The following is a 21,330-nucleotide window of genomic DNA, read 5'->3' as shown; positions in this document are numbered from 1 at the left end:
CAACAGTTAACCGTCAACCGTCAACAATAAAAATATATGCCATACGTTGCAGTCAAAGGTGGTGAACAGGCAATTGAAAATGCAGAAGCACTCCTGCAAAGCAGACGCAGAGGTGATCCTGCTATTCCTGAATTGACGCTAGACCAGATAGAACAACAGCTTACCCTAGCAGTAGAACGGGTGATGTGTGAAGGTAGTTTATATGATCGGGAGTTAGCAGCCCTTGCTATTAAACAATCTTGGGGTGATTTAGTAGAAGCAATTTTCTTGTTACGAGCCTATCGGACAACACTACCCCGCTTCTACTATAGCCAGCCCTTAGATACTAGCAAAATGCAGATTCAGCGCCGCATTTCTGCCATTTTTAAAGATGTACCAGGAGGACAAAGGTTAGGAACTACCTTCGACTACATTCACCGCCTACTAGACTTTAAGTTGATAGCAGAAGGACAAGTCCCGACAGCACCAGAAGCAGAAGCAATTACAGAATCAGTTCCGCGTGTAATTGACACTTTAGATCGTGAAGGCTTGATGCAAGCGGAAGAAGGGCAGGGGAGCAGGGGAGCAGGGGAGCAGGGGGAGCAAGTAAATAATGATTCTCTGTTATCTCCCTCATCCCAAGCATTTGATTTAACTCGTCAACCATTGACTTTTCCTGCTGGACGGGATGCGAGACTGCAAAATCTAGCGCGTGCAGATGAGGGTTTTTTGCTATCTCTAGCATATTCTACACAGCGAGGCTATGGCAGAAACCATCCTTTTGCTGGGGAAATTCGTATGGGGGAAGTTGAGGTGGTAATTTGCCCAGAAGAATTGGGATTTGAAATAGCGATCGCAGATATTACTGTCACCGAAGTGCAAATGGTAAATCAGTTTAAAGGTAGTAAAGAATTACCTGCTCAGTTTACCCGTGGCTATGGACTCACCTTTGGTTACAACGAACGTAAAGCGATGTCGATGGCGTTGGTAGATAGAGCAATGCGATCCGAGGAATTAGGGGAAACAATTCAAGGCCCAGCCCAAAATGTCGAGTTTGTGCTTTCCCATTCCGATAACGTGGAAGCACAAGGTTTTGTCCAACACCTCAAACTCCCACACTACATTGACTTTCAAGCAGAGTTAAATCTGGTGCGGAAAATCCGAGAGCAGCAGCTAAATAATCAATCGTCATTAACTGTTGCTGCCCAAGAATCTCAGCCTTTAGAAAATAGTGATTTGGTTTTGGAACAAGTGAAATGATTACAGGAATTAACCATATTACTTTGTCTGTCTGCGACTTGGAGAAATCCTTTAATTTTTATACCGAAATTTTAGGTTGTCAAGCGATCGCTAAGTGGAAAACAGGCGCTTATTTATTAGCGGGTGACTTGTGGTTGTGCCTATCTTTAGATTCCAACACACGCACAAATCCTGCAAACGAGTACACTCATATTGCTTTTAGTATCTCTGAAGATAAGTTTCCAGAATACAGCGATCGCCTCAAAGTTTTAGGAGTCAAACAGTGGAAACAAAATACAAGTGAAGGCGATTCTATATATATTCTCGACCCCGATCACCACAAGCTGGAACTGCATATAGGTGATTTATATTCCAGAATTGCCGCCACTCAAAAAGCTCCCTATGAAGGCATGAAATTTTTTACTGAGGTAAGTCAGTGACAACAACTAACAATATTCAAATATTATCAAAACCAACCAATACAAAAATTGCTATCCAAGGAGTAAATGTACTAACTCCCGATGGTTGGCTGGAAGATGCCACAGTTTTAATTGAAGATGGGCAATTTACTAACATTGATCAGACCAGTAGTCCTAATGGATTTCATTTGGTAAATGCTCAAGGACTCCAGATGTTGCCAGGAATTATTGACTTACACGGCGATGCTTTTGAAAGAATGATTTGCCCTCGCCCTGGAGTTAACTTTCCTCTACCAATAGCGATCGCAGATAATGACCGCAACCTCTTAGCATCCGGTATCACAACTTTTTATTGCTCAATTACCGACTCTTACGAACCAGGTTTACGCAGCCGAGATTCTGCCCGTGCTTTAATTGACTTCATCTTAGGGACAGGAAAACAAGTTTTAAATTGCAATCATCGCATTCATATTAGACATGAAGAGGCAAATATTGCTGGACATGAAGAATTGTGTGATTGGATAGTATCCGGTCGTGTGCATATTTTGTCTATCAACGATCACCTACCACCCCCAGGAAATCAAAAGAGATTGAGTCGATATCTCAATAGTGTCAGGCAAAGATCATCCATGTCTATTGAAGAAATCGAAGAATTAGTCAACCAAGTAACAGAACGGCGACACGAAGGAGACGTGCAAATAGAACAACTGGTGGATTTAGCTCATACCTACGGTATTCCTCTCGCTTCTCATGATGATGATAGCCCAGAGAAGGTAATACTAAGTCAACAACGCCGAGTAGCGATCGCAGAATTTCCGGCGACTGTGGACTTAGCTGCTAAGTCTCGTGAATATGGTGCAGCAGTTCTCATGGGTGCGCCTAACTTAGTGCGCGGTGGTTCTCACTTAGGTTTGATGAGTGTCGCTGAGGCAGTTAAAAATAACGTTATCGATTGTCTTTGCTCAGACTATCATTATCCTTCCTTATTCTATGCTCCCTTCAAACTCCAAGAATTAGGCTTAATGTCCTTTGAAAAAGCATGGTCATTAGTTTCCAGCCAACCAGCAGAAGCGGCGGGAATTAGCGATCAAAAAGGTAAAATCGCTCCTGGTTTAGATGCTGATTTCCTGTTGATATCTCCTGATAATTCTTTACCATCAGCGATTACTGCGATTGGCTCTGTATATGTAGCAGGAAAAGAAGTTGCTCGATATCAAATTCAATAAATATCCAGTCAACAGTCAACAGTCATCAGTTACCTATTATGAAACCTACCATTGAAAGCATTATTGAACTCTTCACCGAAAAGGGTTCCCAATCCTATGGTGCAGAAGGCATCAGTCAGCTAGAACACGCCTTGCAATGTGCTAGCCTCGCTGAAATATCAGGTCAAAACCATGAATTGATTACCGCTTGTCTACTTCATGATTTAGGGCATTTAATCCATAACTTGGGAGATAATCCCGCCACCCAAGGCATAGACGATCAACATGAACATCGAGCCATTCCCTTACTACGTCAGATGTTTGGGTCAGCAGTTACACAACCAATTAGGCTTCATGTCGTCGCCAAACGCTATCTTTGCTCAGTTGTTCCTGAATATTGGGAAAGTCTCTCAGCCGCATCCAAACGCAGCTTAGAACTGCAAGGAGGCATATTTTCCCCTGAACAGGCAGAGGAATTCATTCAACAACCTTATGCCCAAGACGCTGTGCAGTTAAGGATTTATGACGACAAAGCAAAAATCACAAATTTGCCAACACCCGATTTAAACCACTTCACCCAATTTATAACAGCCTCTTTAAATAAGCTGTCGCGCATATAAGTTGTACATCTTTTCGCATACGCTGTTGACGATTAACAGTCAGCAGTCATAAGTCAACAGTCATCAGTCAACAATCAAATGACTATTTCTCCTAATCCCCGATCCCCAGAAACAGGCTTTAACTTTGCTTACTTAGACGAGCAAACAAAGCGTTCCATTCGCCGCGCCTTGCTGAAAGCTGTTGCAATTCCAGGACATCAAATTCCCTTTTCTTCCAGAGAAATGCCTATGTCTTACGGCTGGGGTACTGGTGGAATTCAGGTAACAGCTGCTGTGATTGGTCAAACTGATGTCTTGAAAGTTATTGACCAAGGCGCAGACGACACCACTAACGCCGTTAATATTCGTCGGTTTTTCAAAAAAGTTTGTGGTGTAAAGACAACAGAACGCACACAAGAAGCAACTTTAATTCAGACTCGCCATCGCATACCCGAAACGCCACTACAGGAAGGACAGATTTTAGTTTACCAAGTACCAATTCCTGAACCTTTGCGGTGGCTAGAACCCTCATCTGTAGAGACAGGCAAAATGCACGCTCTAGAAGAATATGGAGCTATGTACGTCAAGCTGTACGAAGACATTACCACACATGGACATATTGCTACATCCTACGACTATCCGGTAATGGTGCATAACCGCTATTTGATGAGTCCTAGTCCGATCCCACGCTTTGATAATCCCAAAATGCAGATGAGTCCAGCATTGCAATTATTTGGTGCAGGGAGAGAAAAGCGCATATATGCAATCCCACCATATACCAAAGTCAAAAGCCTCGACTTTGAAGACCATCCCTTCACCGTAGAAAAATGGGATAAAGCCTGTGAGTTATGCGGTTCTACAGAAAGCTATTTAGATGAGGTAGTTATTGATGACCAAGGTGGGCGAATGTGGATTTGCTCTGATACAGATTTTTGTAGAGGAGTGATGACGGTTGACTGATAACTGATGAATGATGAGTATGGACTAATGACTTATGACTAAACCTCTTTTACAGGTTGATCAACTGAGTAAATCTTACGGCGCAATTAAAGCGTGCGATCGCATTTCTTTTAATCTTTTTCCTGGGCAAGTTCTCGGTATTGTCGGAGAATCAGGTTCAGGTAAGTCTACTTTGCTGAGTGCGATCGCTAATCATACTGCTGTTGATAAAGGTAATGTTACTTATACTAGCCGTAGCGGTGAATACTTAGAAATTTTTCAACTTGCGGAAGCTAAACGGCGGTTGTTGATGCGAACTGAGTGGGGCTTTGTGCAGCAAAATCCCCGCGATGGTCTGCGTATGAAGGTTAGTGCTGGAGCAAATATCGGTGAACGCTTACTAGATATTGGGGTGCGACACTACGGCAATATTCGGGATGAGGCTGCCCACTGGCTACAACAAGTGGAAATTGACCCCACAAGGATAGATGATCTGCCAGTTCACTTTTCTGGGGGGATGCAACAAAGATTACAACTTGCCCGTGTGTTGGTGACGCGTCCTCGGTTGATATTGATGGACGAACCGACAGGCGGGTTGGATGTGTCGGTGCAAGCGCGGTTATTAGATTTATTGCGATCGCTTGTCCGCAATTTTAACCTCAGCGTAATTATAGTTACCCACGATATCGGCGTAGTCAGACTGCTGGCACACAGATTATTAGTTATGCAACAAGGACAGGTAGTGGAATCAGGTTTAACTGACCAAGTGCTTGATGATCCACAACATCCATACACTCAACTACTAGTCAGCGCCGCTTTAACACCATGATGTGTTAACGGTCAACAGTCAACAGTCAACAGTCATCTATTTTCTTAACAATGCAATCATTAACTCTTAATCATCATCCAGTAAACTTTGCTAGCCAAACACTTTTGCAAGTTGAAAATTTGCGAAAAAGTTTTACTCTGCATCAGCAAGGAGGTATTAACCTATCAGTGCTAGAAGGAGTGTCTTTGAACGTTAATGCTGGGGAATGTGTAGCTCTTTCTGGAGCATCCGGCAGTGGGAAATCTACATTTATGCGCTGTTTATATGCTAACTATAGCGTTGATAGTGGGTCAGTCTGGATAAAGCATCAGGAAGATTGGGTTGATTTGTGTCAACTCGCTCCCCACGAGATTTTAGCAGTCCGGCAGAAAACCATTGGATATGTCAGCCAGTTTTTAAGAGTAATTCCCAGAGTACCAGCGTTAGAAGTTGCCGCAGAACCACTGTTGGAATTAGGGGTAAATATAGATGTTGCCTATAACAAAGTTAAAGACTTATTTCATCGCCTCAACCTCTCAGAACGATTGTGGGATCTTTCCCCCACAACCTTTTCTGGAGGCGAAAAGCAACGGGTAAATATTACTCGTGCTTTGGCAGTTGATTATCCAATTTTGCTACTAGATGAACCAACTTCAGCCCTAGACGCTACCAATCGCCAAGTAGTTATTGAACTGTTGCAAGAAAAAAAAGCTAAAGGCTGTGCCTTAATTGGCATTTTTCACGATGAAGAAGTAAGGGCACAGCTTTGTAACCGTGAATTAATTTTTAATAGTTGACGTTTAACAGTTATCAGTCACCAGTCATCAGTCAACAATATTATGAATGAACAGATTTACACTAACTATCTTCTACAACTGTCAGATCAAGAAGTGCTAGGTACTTTGGTAGTGCGAGATGGATTAATTGCTGATATTCAGCCAGGGATTGTAAGTCATGGTCAAAATGGTCAGGGAGATTATCTATTACCAGGATTGATTGAGTTACACACCGACAATTTTGAACGCTGTATGTCTCCTCGTCCTGGTATTCGCTGGCCTTTAGAAGCAGCAGCAGTTTATCATGACCGAGATTTAGCCAGCGCCGGAGTCACAACAGTATGTGATGCGATCGCAATTGGTGATTTGGCCACTGTTTCTCCTCGCTTAACTAACTATGGGCCCATGATTGATGTCATCTCCCAAAGACAAGCCACTGGACGCTTTTGTGTGGAACATCGCATTCATCTGCGCTGTGAACTGGCTTTTGACAAGGCTTATGACATTACAGCACAATATGCAGATCATCCTCTTTTATCAATGATCTCGCTGATGGATCATACTCCCGGTCAACGGCAGTTTATCCACTTAGACAAGTTTAAAGAGTATTACATGGGCAAACACGGTGTCACTGTTGACCAAATGGAAGAGTTCATCTTGATTCGTCAGCAACAACAACAAATATATGCACAGAAAAACCGTATAGCTTTAGTAGAACTCATCAAAGCCAAAGGTATTTCCTTAGCCAGTCATGATGATGCTACCGTAGAACATGTTCAAGAAGCGGTGCAAGATGGAGTAGTGCTAGCTGAGTTCCCCACAACCTTAGAAGCTGCCAAAGCAGCACACAGTTCGGGATTACAAGTTTTGATGGGTGCGCCTAATTTAGTGCTTGGTGGTTCTCACTCTGGTAATATTTCCGCAATGGAACTTGTCTTGCACAATTTAGTTGATGTGATTTCTTCTGATTACGTTCCTCAAAGCCTATTACAATCCATTTTTATGATTGCCGAGAAGACGAACAAGCCTATTTACCAAGCTATGCAATTATTTACCAGCAATCCAGCTAAAGCCATTAATCTATTTTGCGATCGCGGTAGTCTAGAAGTAGGAAAAAGAGCCGATTTTATCACTGTTCATAATGATGGTATTGTACCCCGCCTGAGTGCAACTATCTGCCGAGGCGATCGTGTTGCTTAATTTAAGCTGCTAGGCAGCTAACTTAATAAATAGCATTACTTTTATTTTTAATACTCCCATTTAATAATAGACATCTCAAAAAATTAAATATGCGTTATCCAGATGATTAATTTATATCTAATGAATGTCGTTTTTGGATATTTCCAGCTTGGGAGTTCAACACAATAGCTATCAATTAACGTTATTTGCTAAGATTTGATTAGGCTTTTGCTCTCACGCATCTTTGATGACTTTTGACCTTCCCGACTCTCTCATTCTCGATACTGCACTTTCAGTATCTGGATTAACTGACTATATCCGCTTGCTGTTAGAGCAAGATGAACAATTGCGGCAAGTTTGGGTAACTGGCGAAGTTTCCAGTGCTAACCACCATCGCAGTGGTTTATTTTTTACGCTGCAAGATACCGATCGCACCGCCGGAATTAAGTGTGTGGTATGGAATAGCCAATTGCCAAAACTCGCCCAAATGCCAGTTCCTGGTGAGCAGATAATCATTTTGGGTAGTATTCGCCTGTATCCGCAACGGGGAGAGTATCAGTTGTCAGTTTGGCAAACTCTACCTGCTGGTGTTGGTTTACAGGCGCTGCGCTATCAACAACTAAAAAATCGCTTGCTGGCTGAGGGGTTGTTCGATGCTCAAAGAAAGCGATCGCTCCCTACTCACCCCCAAACGATCGCTGTCGTCACTTCACCAACGGCTGCTGCTTGGGGCGATATTCAAAAAACCCTTAGACAAAGGTATCCAGGGTTACAGGTTTTGTTTTCTCCGGCCACAGTACAAGGTGAGCAAGCACCTGAATCCATCGTCAAAGCAATTGATCGGGTGGAAAGAGATGGACGCGCCGAAGTGCTAATTTTATCGCGGGGCGGTGGCGCGGTGGAGGAATTGGCTTGTTTTAATGATGAACGAGTGGTGCGATCGCTTGCTAGTTGTTCCATTCCTGTAATTACTGGTATTGGGCATCAACGGGATGAATCATTGGCAGATTTAGTTGCAGATGTCTGTGTACATACACCAACTGCGGCGGCAGAAAGAGTTGTGCCTGCACTTGCAGAATTGTATACTGAACATCGGGGGCGAGTTATGGCTTTGCATGACGCGGTGCATGACTTTGGGGAAAATGCTGAGAATAAACTGCAAGTATTGCGAAACCGTTTGCGACGTTTGCGGTTAGATCGGCAAGTGCAACAAGAGGTGGAAAAGCTAGCTTGGAAGCGTCAGCAATTGGTGCAAATGACGACGAGGCGATCGCAGCAAGCAACGCAGCATTTAGAATTGTTGCGGCAAAAGTTGGCAACTCTTGACCCGAAAGCGGTGTTACAGCGTGGGTATGCAGTGGTGAGGCGGGAAGATGGGGCGATCGCTCGTTCTGCGGCAAAGTTAGCTGTTGGAGAAGATTTGTTGATTCAGTTGGGGCAGGGTGAGGTTAAAGTGAAGGTTATGGAAGTAAACGTAGACGCATAGCGGCTTGCCGCAGGCTACCGCAGAGGCGCAGAGGACATAGAGAGGTTAATGGTTAAACGTAAGAGTGCTTCTAGTTCTGAGGAAGGTTGGAATTATGAGGCGAAGGTTGCTGAAATAGAGGGAATTATCGCTCGCATTGAGGCGGGTGAGTTAGATTTGGAAGCTGTGTTTGAGCAATTTGCAAGTGCTGTGGAGTATTTGCGTCAGTGCGAAATTTTTTTGCAGCAACGACAGCAGCAGGTGGATTTGTTGATTGAAACGTTAAGCGATGAGTAGAAGCGAGAGTCTGCTGCTAGGGTTGTTCGGGGTAATAAGTAATCATATCATGTCCGGTTGATTGCTTATTAAACCCGAAGAACCCCACCCCGCCAAAGCGTAGCTTTGTCTCCCTGCCCCTAATCCCCAGAGGGGGCCCCGAGTTCCCCGCTTGCGGGGTGGGGTGCAATGACTATGGAAATCGAAACTAATTATGCGGACATGATATCAAGCAGACATGGTTAGGATTTACGCACTGTACAAATGCATCGTGATATAGATTACCTAAAATAGGAAGTTTTCAGCCTTTTCTTAATTATTCTGCGATGCCTACGGCGGGAAACTACGTAAATAAACGATGTTGTAGGGGCTAAACTTTGCTGTGCCCTTACGAAAAATATGGTTTTTACCCTTAATTCATATTTGGTATTTTTTGTCAATGGCTAAGAGAGGATTTGTTCTTCATTTGAGGAATAGCACTTTGTACGATTTTGCGTCTCTACAAGAGTTTTAAAATCACACGAAGATTATTTTGATACCACAATTATCCTTACAAAAATCCGAAATACTCCAAACCTTCTTCAATTCCAGTGGCAAAATTAGCTTTTGCTAAGTAACGATTCTCATTTGGGTGAGCTTTGTGCCACTCTAGTAATTCTTGTTTTGCATTACCGACAATAATACCTTTTTCTTTCCTGTCTGCAAACAGGGAAATATCATTACCAGAGTCGCCACAAGCAACAGTTTGTGCTACATCTATTTCTAGATTTTCGCGTACAAAGGTCATTGCCATACCTTTATTAGCCTTACGTGGCAAAATATCTAGTACTGGAATTTCTAAATCTTTACCCTGTTCGTAGACACCACTAAGGCTGTTGATATGAGCAGAGCTACCAAGACTATAGATAACTTGAATATCTAATCCTTGCTCTAGCAAACGAGACTCTAGGTCTGACAAAAAATCTCTAGAGATTTTTTCTTCAAGGAAATAGCTAACTTTAAAAGGTCTTTGCTCGCTTTCTGGCTGGAGCTTTAATTTAGGAAAAACCTCAGATATCTGTACAACTAAGCTTTTATCCCAACCTTCAGAGAGCTTATCTGACCATTTAGAATCTGGAGTGTTACTGCCACTGTAGTAAATTTCCGTACCTACAGCACATATAAGTACATCTGGCTCTAAAAGTGTTTTTTCATCTGTAAGCTTTTGGTAAAGATAAAGCGATCGCCCTGTTGAATAAACAATTTTTGTGTGGTGAGTCTGACGATGTACTTTTAATCGTTCATTTAGTTTTGCCATCGCCTGGTCGTCACCTACCAGGGTATAGTCCAGGTCTGTGATGAAAAGAAACTGTTTCACACTATTTAGGACTCCCATTTGTTTGTTTAAAACATACTCATCTAATCAGCACGAGATATTTTACCACTATAAGGGCAGAAATATAAATTAAATATAAAGTTAATCTATAGTAGTCGGTATTGACCTTGACATTGTACCCCATAGCAGCGATAAAGGTCAGGCAATGCAGTTTTTGCGCCAAAAGTGGAAATTTGCAGCAGAACAAACAGTTGTCTGTGGTGATTCAGGTAATGATATTGCTTTATTTGCTGTAGGCAACGAACGGGGCATCATTGTGGGGAATGGCTGAAAAGAGTTACTCCTATGGCACGATGAGTATCCGGCTAACCACTGCTACCTGGCAAAAGGTTTTTGTACAGGTGGAATTATTGAACGATTAAATTATTTTGGTTTTTTGTAATGATTAGTTATCTAAAAGGTATAGTCGCTGGTATCCAAACAATTGGCGCTAATCGCGTGATCCTGACTCTGGAAGTAAATGGCTTGGGGTATGATTTGCAAGTTCCCCAACGGCTGGCAAACCAGTTACCAGAGTCGGGTGGAGTGGCCCAAATTTTTACCCATCTCCAAATTCGTGAAGAAGTGCCTTTTCTATATGGCTTTGCTTCGCCAGCCGAACGCGATTTATTTCGCCACTTGCTGACTGTCACAGGTATTGGTGCAGCCTTAGCGATCGCACTCCTGGATACTTTGGAACTACCAGATTTAGTCCAAGCAATTATCGCTGGTAATACACAAATCCTCATTCAAGCTCCAGGTGTCGGTAAAAAAATCGCAGAACGCATCTGTTTGGAACTGAAAAGCAAATTAGTCGAGTGGCGCAAATCAGCCGGTTTCTTCGTCGCCACAGGTGGGCCTGCACCAGGAATTCTCGAAGAGGTGCAAATGACCCTCTTTGCCTTGGGATATACTGCCCATGAGGTCAGTCATGCCCTGCATGTAGTAAGTGAAGATATCGGACTACCCAAAGATGCTTACGTCGAAGATTGGATTAAACAAGCGATCGCTCATCTCAGCAGCGAACAAGTTTAATTGTCATTAGTCATTTGTCATTCGTCATCTGTTATTCTCCCCCCATCTCCCTCATCCCCACATGCCCACCAATCCTTATGCCTGGCTAGAACAGTCTTTAGCAACAATTCATCGGGCAGACTGGTATCGTTCGGTACAACCTATCAACGGTCGTCCTGGTGCAACGGTGGTTTTAGCTGGGCAAGAGGTAATTAATTTTGCCAGTAATGACTATTTGGGATTGGCTGGGGATGAGCGGTTAATGGCAGCCGCAACTGCCGCGATCGCAGAATTTGGCACTGGTAGTACTGGTTCTAGATTACTCAGTGGGCATCGAGAATTGCACAGGGAGTTAGAGGAGGCGATCGCATCTACCAAACAAACAGAAGATGCTTTGGTATTTAGTTCAGGGTATCTAGCTAATTTGGGTGCAATTACCGCCCTTGTAGGCAAGCGTGATTTAATTTTATCTGACCAGTACAATCATTCCAGCCTGAAAAATGGAGCGATTCTCAGCGGTGCAGCAGTTGTGGAATACCCGCACTGTGATATGGCAGTATTAAAAACTCTGTTGAAGCAGCGACAAAACTACCGACGCTGTTTAATTCTTACTGATACTGTCTTCAGCATGGACGGCGATTTATGTCCGTTACCCGTACTGTTGGATCTGGCTGATGAATTTAGCTGTATGCTGCTAGTCGATGAAGCTCATGCCACCGGGGTACTAGGAAAAACCGGTGCTGGATGTGTTGAGCATTTTGGGTGTACAGGAAAGCAATTAATTCAAATTGGTACTTTGAGTAAAGCTTTGGGTAGTTTAGGGGGGTATGTAGCGGGAAGTAGCGCCTTAATTGACTTTTTGCGGAACCGCGCACCCAGTTGGATTTATACCACTGGGCTTTCGCCTGCTGATACGGCAGCAGCCTTAGCAGCAATCAAGATAGTACAACAAGAACCACAACACCGTACCCAATTGTGGAGAAATATACATTACTTAAAAACTTTGTTGCAACAGTTACCTAATTTAAAATTGCTGCCTTCTGAATCACCTATATTATGTTTTCAATTGCCTAATGCCACAGATGCCCTCAAAGCTGGAAAACAGCTAAGAGATGCTGGCATTTTTGCCCCAGCAATTCGTCCCCCCACAGTGCCCACCAGTCGAATCAGAATATCTGTTATGGCAACTCATGAAGTAACACATATTGAAAAATTGGTAACAGTGTTAAAGGATATCATCTGAATAAGATAGGGGATTGGGGACTCGTTCATCTACATCAGAACTGCGTTCATCCGCCTCAGAATATGAAATTTCCCATGCCTCACATTGGTGTCATAAAACTGGCAATTGGTTAAACAAAATCCAATAAAAACCAAGCTGTTGGACTGCTTGGTTGAATTGTTCAAAATCGACAGGTTTGACGATGTAGCTATTCACCCCAAGCTGGTAACTCTCGATTATATCCTGGTCTTGAGCAGAAGAGGTAAGCACCACAACTGGAATCCTTTGTGTTCGTGGATCAGCCTTGAGTTGCCGTAAAACTTCTAATCCACTTATCCTTGGCAGTTTTAAATCCAGCAAAATGACTTTGGGTTGATTGGTCATGCTACGGTGGGCGTAGTTTCCGCGACAAAAGAGAAAATCTAGGGCTTCGGCTCCATCTTCAAGCAGTTGAATCTGATTGGCAATTCTACTGCGACGCAGTGCTCGGATAGTTAGCTCGGCATCGGTGGGATTATCTTCAACTAACACAATTGAAATTGGTTGTTCTGAAGATGGCTCAGTGGGCTGATCTATGGGTTGGTCACTCATGGGTTAATTTACCCTTGAAGGGTGAAATAAAAGGTTGCGCCTTGATCGATCGCTGCTTCGGCCCAGATACGCCCACTGTGGCGTTGAATAATGCGTTGCACGATCGCTAGTCCGATGCCCGTACCTGCAAACTCTTGTTCGCGGTGCAGACGTTGAAATACCCCAAAGAGATTATCGGCATACCGCATATCAAATCCTGCCCCATTATCTCTGATGAAGTACACTCCTTCACCATCCATAATCTCATAGCCCACTTCAATGCAGGCAGAGGATTTGTAGCGGGTATATTTAATGGCATTTGATAACAGGTTTATCCAGACTTGTTTGAGCAAGGAAAAATCAGCGTGACAAATGGGTAAATCAGCGATCGCAAACTCAATCTGACGACCCTTCATATCTAGAGCTAAATCACTCAGCACCTTTTGAATCATTTCATTTAACAAAACGGGCTGCCGAGATATTTCTTTACGATCTAGACGGGATAGGTTCAACAGATCATCGATCAATTCACCCATGCGTTTGGCATTCTCCCGCACAATTTTTAGATAACGATTGCCTTCAGAGTCAAGTTGCTCACCATAGTCTTCTTGGAGCATTCTCGAAAAACCAACGATCGCCCGCAGTGGTGCCCGTAAATCATGGGAAACAGAGTAAGAAAATGCCTCCAGCGCTTTATTCGCAGCCTGCAATTGGGCAGTCCGTTGGATTACCCGTTCTTCCAATTCGGCATTAAGTTGGCGGACTTCTGCCTCTATCGTTTTGAGGGTGCTGATATCGCGGATGATTGTAGAAATATATTCCAGACTGCCATCTGTTGCTTTATGAGCAACAATCATTTGAGAAACCGGAATCTCTCTGCCATCAGTTCCTAACAAAGCAGTTTCACCAACCCAAGTGCCATCTCGAATCGCCGCCGGAATGCCCTGGTTTTGAATAATTTCTAGTGCCCACTGGGGATGGTAGTTTGAGATGCTCAAGTTGGAGAGTTCAGCATTTAAGGAAACGCCGAGGAGCTTCCGAAACTGAGCATTACTCCAGAAAACATTGCCTTGGGAGTCTGCCATCCCAACATGATCCGTGGTGGCTTCTAGCATGGCAATTAAGCGATCGCGGTCTTTTTCTGCCCTTTGGCGTTCGGCAATTTCAGCCCGTAAGGATTGATTCAGTTCTGCCTCTTGCTTCAATAGACGAGCATTATCAATGGAAATAGCCGCCTGAGTAGAAAGTAAATGGAGAATTTCAATTTGCTCTGGGGTAAATGCCCTAGTGGTTAGATTATTTTCTAAAAGGACAATTCCTGCCAGTTTTCCCTGGTTCAATAAAGGCGCACAAAGAATCGATTTCGATTGGCGTTGCACAATCCAGGGTTCAGATTGAAAGTTGCCTTCTTGAATCGCATTGTTGAGGACTATGCTTTCTTGGGTGCGAACTACATAATTGATTAGGGCAGATGGCAAGTAAGGAGTGCTGTCTGCTGATATCGATTCTAAAGGAATTGATTGCAAAACAGCTATTTTCTCATCGCCAATCGACCCCATGGCCTCAATCTGCCATTTTTCTTGTGTTGGCAAAATCAGATAACCAGTTTGCGCCCCGGCATTTTCAATCAAAATCATCATTAATTTTGCCAGGAGTTTATCTAACAAAATTTCACTGGCGATCGCCTGAGAGGCTTTCAATACTGTTTCTAAATCAAGTACTTCTAACTTGCTAGAAGCCGATTCTGTAGTGTGAAGTTTATGTGTTTTGCTTATTTGCGATCGCGGTTCTAGCAGTTGGGGATAGCGTCTTTCCAAATCCTGAACTTTAGCGGCTGCTCCCCAGCGCAGATAGCCGTACCTCGCCTCTTGTACATAGGCTTTGGCAATTGTTATCCGGTTGTTTGCCAAATGAAACTTTGCTGCTAGTTCGTTGGCCAGGCTTTCTTCTTGAAGGTATTGGTTTTCTCTGGCCAGGGCGATCGCGCGATCGTACCCATCCATTGCTTCCACTACTTCACCCAATACCCGATGCCGTTCTGCTTCTACCAAATGCCACTTGTGCAGATAGTTCATCGGGGCATGGTGCGCCCAGAACTGCATCTGTTTCTGGTTTGCTTCAACCTGTTGTAGATAAGTTTGTTGGTAATTAGGCTGAACTTCCGAATAATCCGCCAAAAGCGCCAGGGAATGGTAGAAGTTGAGAACTGCCACCTGCATAAACCCAAAAGCAGCACCTGCTTGCTGCTGTGCCAAGTGTGCCTGTTTTAATGCTTGGTCATACTCGCCGAAGTGATACAGCAGAATGGTCTTAGCAACATAAAAAATGTACAGAACTGTGCCGGTTTTCGTTGCAATTAAACGCGGTAGCATATCCGCTTCATTAAAGCTCTCACCAATTAAGTAACATTGTTCTTTCGCAAATCCGCGCAAATTTAACCCTAGCTGTCTCCATATTTGAGTAAAATAGGTTGGGATCTCTTGTTGAAGTTTGATACAGAGGTCAACGTAGATTGCCTGCTGTTTAACAGCGGCGGCCAGGTTCTCTTCACAGAAAAACAGATAGCTACAGAGGTTAGCTGCCGCATAACCACCCCATTCAATATCTCCGGTATCTAGCCCAACTTGTACCGCTTCTTGCAAGGGAGCAATGCTATTCTTTGCATGTTCTTTCCAGGTTCTAATATTAGAGTTGAATAAGTTATAAATTTTTGCAGTCAGTTCTCTGGTGTTGAACATTTCGAGCAGTTCTAGGGCAATTTTTCCAGCGTGATATCCCTCCTCGACCCTATCTGTTCCAGAGAGCAGCAAGCCATAAAGACCATAACCAAATGCAGAGAATGATGAGTTACCGTACTCAAGACAAAGATTGATCATAGTGATGATCAGTGGCGGAAAACTGTCCGGCTTCGCCATAAACACAGGCCCACACAAAATTATCAAAATCTGCATAGCAGAAAGTTTGTATGGATCGGTCATCACAGGCATGGCTGATAAGGTAGCGAGGCTAGGCAACTTTATCAGTAGGCTCTCTTCTTTTTCTAAAATCACCAGAGAGCTATCGAGTTGTTCTAGAACTTGCAAACCAATTTTGATCGCTTTCATCAGTTCAAGCTGTGCCATACAAATTTGCATTTGTAATTCGTAGACTCTGACGCGATCAAGCAAGTTTGCAGCATTATTTAAAGCTATCTCTACCAGAATATTTGCCTGCTCAAAATGGATATTCAAATATTCGGCTTCTGCCGCCTTAATGTAGAGCTTTAGGGTAAGAGAATATTGCCTTTGCCAGCTATCTTCTGCTAGCAAAGATAAGGCAGTCTGGAAATACTGTAGGGCTGAATTATAGGCAGCAGAGGCGCTAGCTTTGTTGCCGGCCAAGCAATTTAACTCTGCTAGTTCATCTCGCTCTGATTGCTGTTGAATCAGTGCTTTACCCAGGTTGAGTTGATTAGTGATATCAAAAATCTTGTGTTCTCGTTGCTTGAGTGGAGTATTTTGTAGCAAGCATTTTCCAAGTTGCAGGTGGATAATTCTTTGCCTAGCTTCTGGCATCAGGGAATAGGCTGCTTGCTGAATGCGATCGTGAACAAATTTATATTCAATGACAGGATAATCGCTAGGGAGTGGTACATCCAACTCAACCGATTTGTGGGCATTGCTCAGAGGCAGAATTAACCCTTGAGCGATCGCCACTTTCAAAGTTTGTGCGGTTTCTCGTTGAGATAGTTCCCTAGCATTTGCTAGGGTTTGCAGATCAAAAGAGTTGCCAATGCAGGCGGCTAGCTGCAACACTTCCTGGGTCTTTTTATTGAGCTTTTGAATCTTAAGAACCATTAAATCGACAATATTATTTGTGATTCCCCGCTCCTGAATTTGCTCTATCGACCATTGCCATTTTTTGGTCTGGTGATTAAATTCCAGTAGCCCTTCAGTGTAGAGAGATTTCAAAAATTCATTCATGAAAAAGGGATTACCACCAGTTTTTCGTTGCACCAGTTCAGCTAAAGACAGGGAATCCTCTGGTTGACAGTGCAATGTATCGGCAATGAACTGATTGATATCAGGTAGGCTCAATGGTAAAAGAGAAAGTTGGTTTACCACTCCTCCACCGTGGCGAATTTCCTCTACCATTTGCATGAGGAGATGGGCTGCATTAACCTCATTATCCCGGTATGCCCCCATTAACAACAAAGATTGCCTCTTGGTAGCAGTAGCTAGTAATTGGATCAGCTTCAGCGAGGCATTATCTACCCATTGAAGATCGTCCAAAAAGATTACCAGTGGATGTTCTGACTGGGTAAAAACGCTAATAAAATTTTGGAAAACTTGGTGAAAGCGATTTTGGGCTTCCGGTGGTGGTAATACAGGTACTTCTGGTTGATTGCCTACAATCAATTCTAATGCTGGAATTACCTGGGTAATAACTCGACTATTTGAGCCAAGGGCAGCTAAAAGGTTCTCTCGCCACTGACACAGTTGCACTTCATCTTCAGTCAGTAATTGTTTGATCAGCGACTCTAAGGCTTGTGCGATCGCAAAGTAAGGGATATTGCGCTGATACTGATCAAATTTACCCGAAACAAAGTAACCTCGTTGTTGTGTAATCGGCTTATAAATTTCCTGCACCAAAACTGATTTGCCAATACCGGAGTATCCTGCTATCAACATCAGCTCAACTTGAGAAGCAGACGCGGTTAAATTAGGGTCATTTTTACTTGCTATTCTTTCAAACGCCGTTAATAACATCTCCACCTCCCTTTCTCTGCCATAGAGTTTTTCAGGGATATGAAACTTATCAGAAATATCCTGTTTCCCTAACAAAAAAGGCTCAATTCGTCCCGTGTCTTGTAGTCGATTCAGAAATTCTTCTAAATCAGCTTTAATTCCCCAGGCACTTTGATAACGATTTTCTGCTGTTTTTGCTAACAGTTTCAGAACAATTTCAGAAACTACCAGAGGAATTTCTGGATCGATAAAATGGGGTGGAATAGGCTCCAGAGCTAAGTGGTGATGAATTAACTCCAGCGCTTCACTAGATTCAAACGGCAATAGATGAGTCAACAGTTGATAAAAGGTGACACCTAGAGAGTAAAAATCAGTTCGATAGTCCAGAGAACGATTCATTCTGCCTGTTTGCTCTGGAGATATATAAGCTAGTGTTCCCTCTAATACTGTTGGATTTTTGAGAGTTAATGTTTCTCGCAATAAAGCAGTTGAAATCCCAAAGTCAATAATTTTAAGTTTTTTTGTTTCTAGATTGAAAACAATATTGGATGGATTGATATCCTTATGAATAATATTAGCTGCATGAACTGCACCTAAAGCCTCAGTAATCTGAATGGCTAACTTCAAAAATTCCGTTAGTGTAAATTTTTTGTTTGCTATGATTTTTGTTAAAGATTCTCCTCCAAAATCCTCCAAAATGATTACAAATCTATTTTCATATTGATGCAAACTATAAGCATGGACAACACCATCCAATGATAAGCTGCGCGTAATTTCGTATTCGAGCTTATAGCGCGTAATTTCTTCTGGTGTGGGGTAGTCTTTCTTTAAAACCTTGAAAATTACAGGCAAATTATTCTGTTGATTAATTCCCCGATAAACCCGTGAATTAGCACTTTCATTAACTTTTGTGCAAATTTGATATTCAGGAATTTCCAGCATGGTTAAACTGCCTGCAATTGTTACACACAATGACAAATATTTGTTGACAAAAATTTAGATTTTGAAGTTGGGATTTTAAATTAAATAATTCAAAATTCAAAATACTAAAAAGGGTTAAGAATAAGTAAATTAAAACATGAATACAAAAATAAAATTTAAAATACAAAATTGTTTACTCAGAACCACAGCCTTGAAGCATAGAGACAATCTAAAATCTAAAATCGCTTGACTCACCAGCCTAATTATACAAGTTTACTCAATGGTTACCAAGGAGATTGTGGGGTATGAATGAACCTTTGAATGTCCTGATTATTGAAGATTCAGAGGAGGATACCATGTTATTGCTCCATGAATTGCGTTGCGGTGGTTTCAATCCAATCTGGGAGCGTGTGCAAACGGACAAAGAGCTACGAATAGCGCTCAACAGCCGCACTTGGGATGTGATGATTTCAGATTACCGACTGCCGGGATTCAATGCTCGTGCGGCTCTGGAAATAGCAAAGCAGAGCCAGAAAGATATCCCTTTCATTCTGGTTTCCGGCACAATTGGCGAAGTACTTGCTGTGGAAATGATGAAAGCGGGTGCGAATGATTATGTCATGAAGGATAACTTAAATCGATTGCCAGAGGCAGTGCGTCGAGAACTTCGGGATGCACAGGTGCGGGCGGAACGCAAACAAGCTCAAAAGCTGCTACGAACATTAGCGTCTAATATACCTGGCATGATTTACAGCTTTGTTCAGCATTCTGATGGTTCTACTGCCTTTGATTACATCAGTTTTGGGTGTTTGGATCTTTTAGAGTTAACGCCAGATCAAATTTTAGAAAATGCCTTTCTTTGCTTTGAACAAATTCATCTTGATGATCGTCCAGGATGTTATGCAGCAGTCAAGGAGAGCGCTCAAACTTTAAAACCATTTTCTTACGAGTGGCGATTAGTTACGCCCTCCGGCAAACTCAAGTGGGTACAGGCAAGCGCTCGTCCAGAATGTCGAGAAAATGGGGATATTGTCTGGTATGGTGTTTTATTAGATGTGAGCGAACGGCAAGCTGCGCTGCGCGATCGCAAACAAGCACAAGAGTTAATTATCCACAACGCTTTACACGATCCCTTGACGGATTTACCAAATCGCACACTTTTGGTAGAGCGGCTAGAACTATCTATTAACCGAGCTAAACGACTAGAAACTTATCATTACGCCGTCTTGTTTCTAGACTTAGACAGATTTAAAGTGATCAATGACAGTCTAGGACACCTAGCTGGAGATGAACTGTTAAAGAATACTGCTCACAAGCTAAAAACTCATCTGCGGGACGTTGATTTAGTCGCTCGAATCGGTGGCGACGAATTCGTAATTTTGCTGGAAGATATTCCTGATATTGAAAAAGCTATTCAAGTTACTGAGCGCATCCTTGCAGATTTTCAAACACCGTTGATACTTAATGATGCCGAGGTAGTGATCAGTACAAGCATCGGAATCGTTTTAGGAACAAACAGCTACTCTCAAGCCTCCGATTTACTCCGAGATGCCGATATTGCCATGTATCGAGCCAAAGCTCAAAAGGCAAATTCGTACAAAATTTTTGATGTCAGAATGCACACTCAAGCCGTAAATAGGCTAACTCTAGAAACCGATATTCGCAAAGCTATCGAACGACAAGAGTTTATTATATATTATCAGCCAATTGTTGACATCCTTGACCATGCTTACGGCGAACAAAGCGCAGGGCGGCTGATTGGATTTGAAGCATTGCTGCGCTGGCAGCACCCGACTCGTGGGTTAGTTTTACCGGATGAATTTGTCTCTATTGCGAAAGAAACTGGGCTAATTGTGCAGATTGATCGTTGGATGCTCTACAAAGCTTGTCAACAACTAGCAAACTGGAAAACAAAGTTTGCTACTCGCTTTCCGATCAAGATTAGCATTAACCTTTCTGCTCAAGATATTCGCCAAGGCAGCTTAATCGAAGACATCGATCAAATACTAGCTCAAACAACTTTAGAAGGCGACTGTATAACCCTAGAAATTACTGAAAGTATGCTAATTGAGAATATTAGTAATACAATTGATTTATTAAGCCAATTAAAATCTAAAAAAATTCAGATTAGTATTGATGACTTTGGTACTGGTTATTCATCGCTCAATTATCTCCATCTTTTACCTGCTGATAATTTGAAGATTGATCGCTCTTTTGTTAGTCAGATGCAACAAGGAAACCGCAATTATCAGGTGGTTAATACTATTATTGCTTTAAGCAATCAACTTGGATTAGCCGTTGTTGCAGAAGGTATAGAAACGCCTCAACAACTTCAATGGTTACAGCAACTTGGATGCGAATTGGGCCAAGGCTACCTATTTTCTAAACCCCTAAGCCACCAGGCAGCAGAAGCACTTCTGGCAAGTGAAACTTTGTATTTATGCTCTGATTATTGCAGCTAACTAATAAGTGCATAGCATATTAATAGATTTTATGCTATAAAAATTTTTACCAACTTGGGTTACTGCATTTCTGGGAATCTAGTATTTATGATCAGCAAATCAATGTTATGTATATAAAATATTCATGATAAATTATAGCTTCGCTTACTATATAACTTAATAATTAGCCTCTAGCA

16 protein-coding genes and 1 pseudogene are annotated in these 21,330 nt (G+C 42.6%); 14 read left to right on the top strand and 3 right to left on the bottom strand.

All coding sequences use genetic code 11. From position 1 onward, the window contains the following. Window positions 1–36: 36 nt before the first annotated feature. The 10 genes from H6G26_RS01925 to xseB all read left to right on the top strand — a co-directional run bounded on the left by H6G26_RS01925 (window position 37) and on the right by xseB (window position 8,905). Window positions 37–1,239 (top strand): carbon-phosphorus lyase complex subunit PhnI, encoded by a 1,203-nt coding sequence (locus tag H6G26_RS01925; RefSeq protein ID WP_190727656.1) that lies wholly within the window; start codon window positions 37–39, stop codon window positions 1,237–1,239. After that, on the top strand, window positions 1,236–1,658 hold the full coding sequence (locus tag H6G26_RS01920; protein WP_190727655.1) for a fosfomycin resistance glutathione transferase: 423 nt from the start codon (window positions 1,236–1,238) through the stop codon (window positions 1,656–1,658). The genes H6G26_RS01925 and H6G26_RS01920 overlap by 4 nt, the downstream gene beginning before the upstream one ends. Further along, entirely contained in the window at window positions 1,655–2,863 is a 1,209-nt protein-coding gene (locus H6G26_RS01915) for an alpha-D-ribose 1-methylphosphonate 5-triphosphate diphosphatase (protein WP_347242417.1), read from the top strand. The genes H6G26_RS01920 and H6G26_RS01915 overlap by 4 nt, the downstream gene beginning before the upstream one ends. A gap of 38 nt (window positions 2,864–2,901) precedes the next feature. Continuing rightward, window positions 2,902–3,462 carry a phosphonate degradation HD-domain oxygenase gene (locus H6G26_RS01910; RefSeq protein ID WP_190727654.1) on the top strand — a complete coding sequence of 187 codons (561 nt, stop codon included), beginning with the start codon at window positions 2,902–2,904 and terminating at the stop codon, window positions 3,460–3,462. 78 nt (window positions 3,463–3,540) lie between these two features. After that, on the top strand, window positions 3,541–4,401 hold the full coding sequence (locus H6G26_RS01905) for an alpha-D-ribose 1-methylphosphonate 5-phosphate C-P-lyase PhnJ (protein ID WP_190727653.1): 861 nt from the start codon (window positions 3,541–3,543) through the stop codon (window positions 4,399–4,401). 34 nt (window positions 4,402–4,435) lie between these two features. Then, the gene (phnK, locus tag H6G26_RS01900; RefSeq protein WP_190727652.1) at window positions 4,436–5,209 is read left to right on the top strand and encodes a phosphonate C-P lyase system protein PhnK; all 774 of its coding nucleotides are present in this window, start codon (window positions 4,436–4,438) and stop codon (window positions 5,207–5,209) included. Window positions 5,210–5,259: 50 nt separating this feature from the next. Next, window positions 5,260–5,985 (top strand): phosphonate C-P lyase system protein PhnL, encoded by a 726-nt coding sequence (gene phnL / locus H6G26_RS01895; RefSeq protein ID WP_190727651.1) that lies wholly within the window; start codon window positions 5,260–5,262, stop codon window positions 5,983–5,985. A gap of 42 nt (window positions 5,986–6,027) precedes the next feature. After that, window positions 6,028–7,164 (top strand): phosphonate metabolism protein PhnM, encoded by a 1,137-nt coding sequence (gene phnM / locus H6G26_RS01890; RefSeq protein WP_190727650.1) that lies wholly within the window; start codon window positions 6,028–6,030, stop codon window positions 7,162–7,164. A 226-nt stretch (window positions 7,165–7,390) separates the two neighbouring features. Next, entirely contained in the window at window positions 7,391–8,629 is a 1,239-nt protein-coding gene (xseA, locus tag H6G26_RS01885) for an exodeoxyribonuclease VII large subunit (RefSeq protein ID WP_190727649.1), read from the top strand. 48 nt (window positions 8,630–8,677) lie between these two features. Further along, window positions 8,678–8,905, top strand: a complete 228-nt coding sequence (gene xseB / locus H6G26_RS01880; RefSeq protein ID WP_190727648.1) for an exodeoxyribonuclease VII small subunit — start codon at window positions 8,678–8,680, stop codon at window positions 8,903–8,905. A 529-nt stretch (window positions 8,906–9,434) separates the two neighbouring features. Here the strand turns inward: xseB and H6G26_RS01875 are convergent. Beyond that, window positions 9,435–10,241 carry an HAD-IIB family hydrolase gene (locus H6G26_RS01875; protein ID WP_190727647.1) on the bottom strand — a complete coding sequence of 269 codons (807 nt, stop codon included), beginning with the start codon at window positions 10,239–10,241 and terminating at the stop codon, window positions 9,435–9,437. A gap of 87 nt (window positions 10,242–10,328) precedes the next feature. Here H6G26_RS01875 and H6G26_RS01870 point away from each other — a divergent pair. The 3 genes and pseudogenes from H6G26_RS01870 to bioF form a co-directional block, all read left to right on the top strand. Beyond that, window positions 10,329–10,641, top strand: a pseudogene (locus H6G26_RS01870) (HAD-IIB family hydrolase); the annotation flags it as partial. Continuing rightward, window positions 10,641–11,273: a Holliday junction branch migration protein RuvA gene (gene ruvA, locus H6G26_RS01865; RefSeq protein ID WP_109007998.1), complete on the top strand. Its 633-nt coding sequence runs from the start codon at window positions 10,641–10,643 to the stop codon at window positions 11,271–11,273. The pseudogene H6G26_RS01870 and the gene ruvA, both read left to right, overlap by 1 nt. Window positions 11,274–11,334: 61 nt before the next feature. Beyond that, a complete protein-coding gene (gene bioF / locus H6G26_RS01860) occupies window positions 11,335–12,495 on the top strand; it encodes an 8-amino-7-oxononanoate synthase (protein ID WP_190727646.1) in 1,161 nt (386 codons plus the stop codon). Between the two features lie 90 nt (window positions 12,496–12,585). Here the strand turns inward: bioF and H6G26_RS01855 are convergent, their stop codons facing one another. After that, entirely contained in the window at window positions 12,586–13,065 is a 480-nt protein-coding gene (locus tag H6G26_RS01855; protein WP_190727645.1) for a response regulator, read from the bottom strand. A gap of 8 nt (window positions 13,066–13,073) precedes the next feature. Next, window positions 13,074–18,713, bottom strand: a complete 5,640-nt coding sequence (locus tag H6G26_RS01850) for an AAA family ATPase (protein ID WP_190727644.1) — start codon at window positions 18,711–18,713, stop codon at window positions 13,074–13,076. A 284-nt stretch (window positions 18,714–18,997) separates the two neighbouring features. On the opposite strand from H6G26_RS01850, the gene H6G26_RS01845 reads away from it, so the two are divergent. Beyond that, window positions 18,998–21,154, top strand: coding sequence for an EAL domain-containing protein (locus tag H6G26_RS01845; RefSeq protein WP_190727643.1), 2,157 nt, complete (start codon window positions 18,998–19,000; stop codon window positions 21,152–21,154). Window positions 21,155–21,330: the final 176 nt, after the last annotated feature.

It is taken from the genome of Nostoc sp. FACHB-888 (genome assembly GCF_014696655.1).
Lineage (GTDB): Bacteria > Cyanobacteriota > Cyanobacteriia > Cyanobacteriales > Nostocaceae > Nostoc.
Note: the sequence above shows the minus strand (reverse complement) of the source record. Positions and strands in the feature narration are given on the sequence as shown.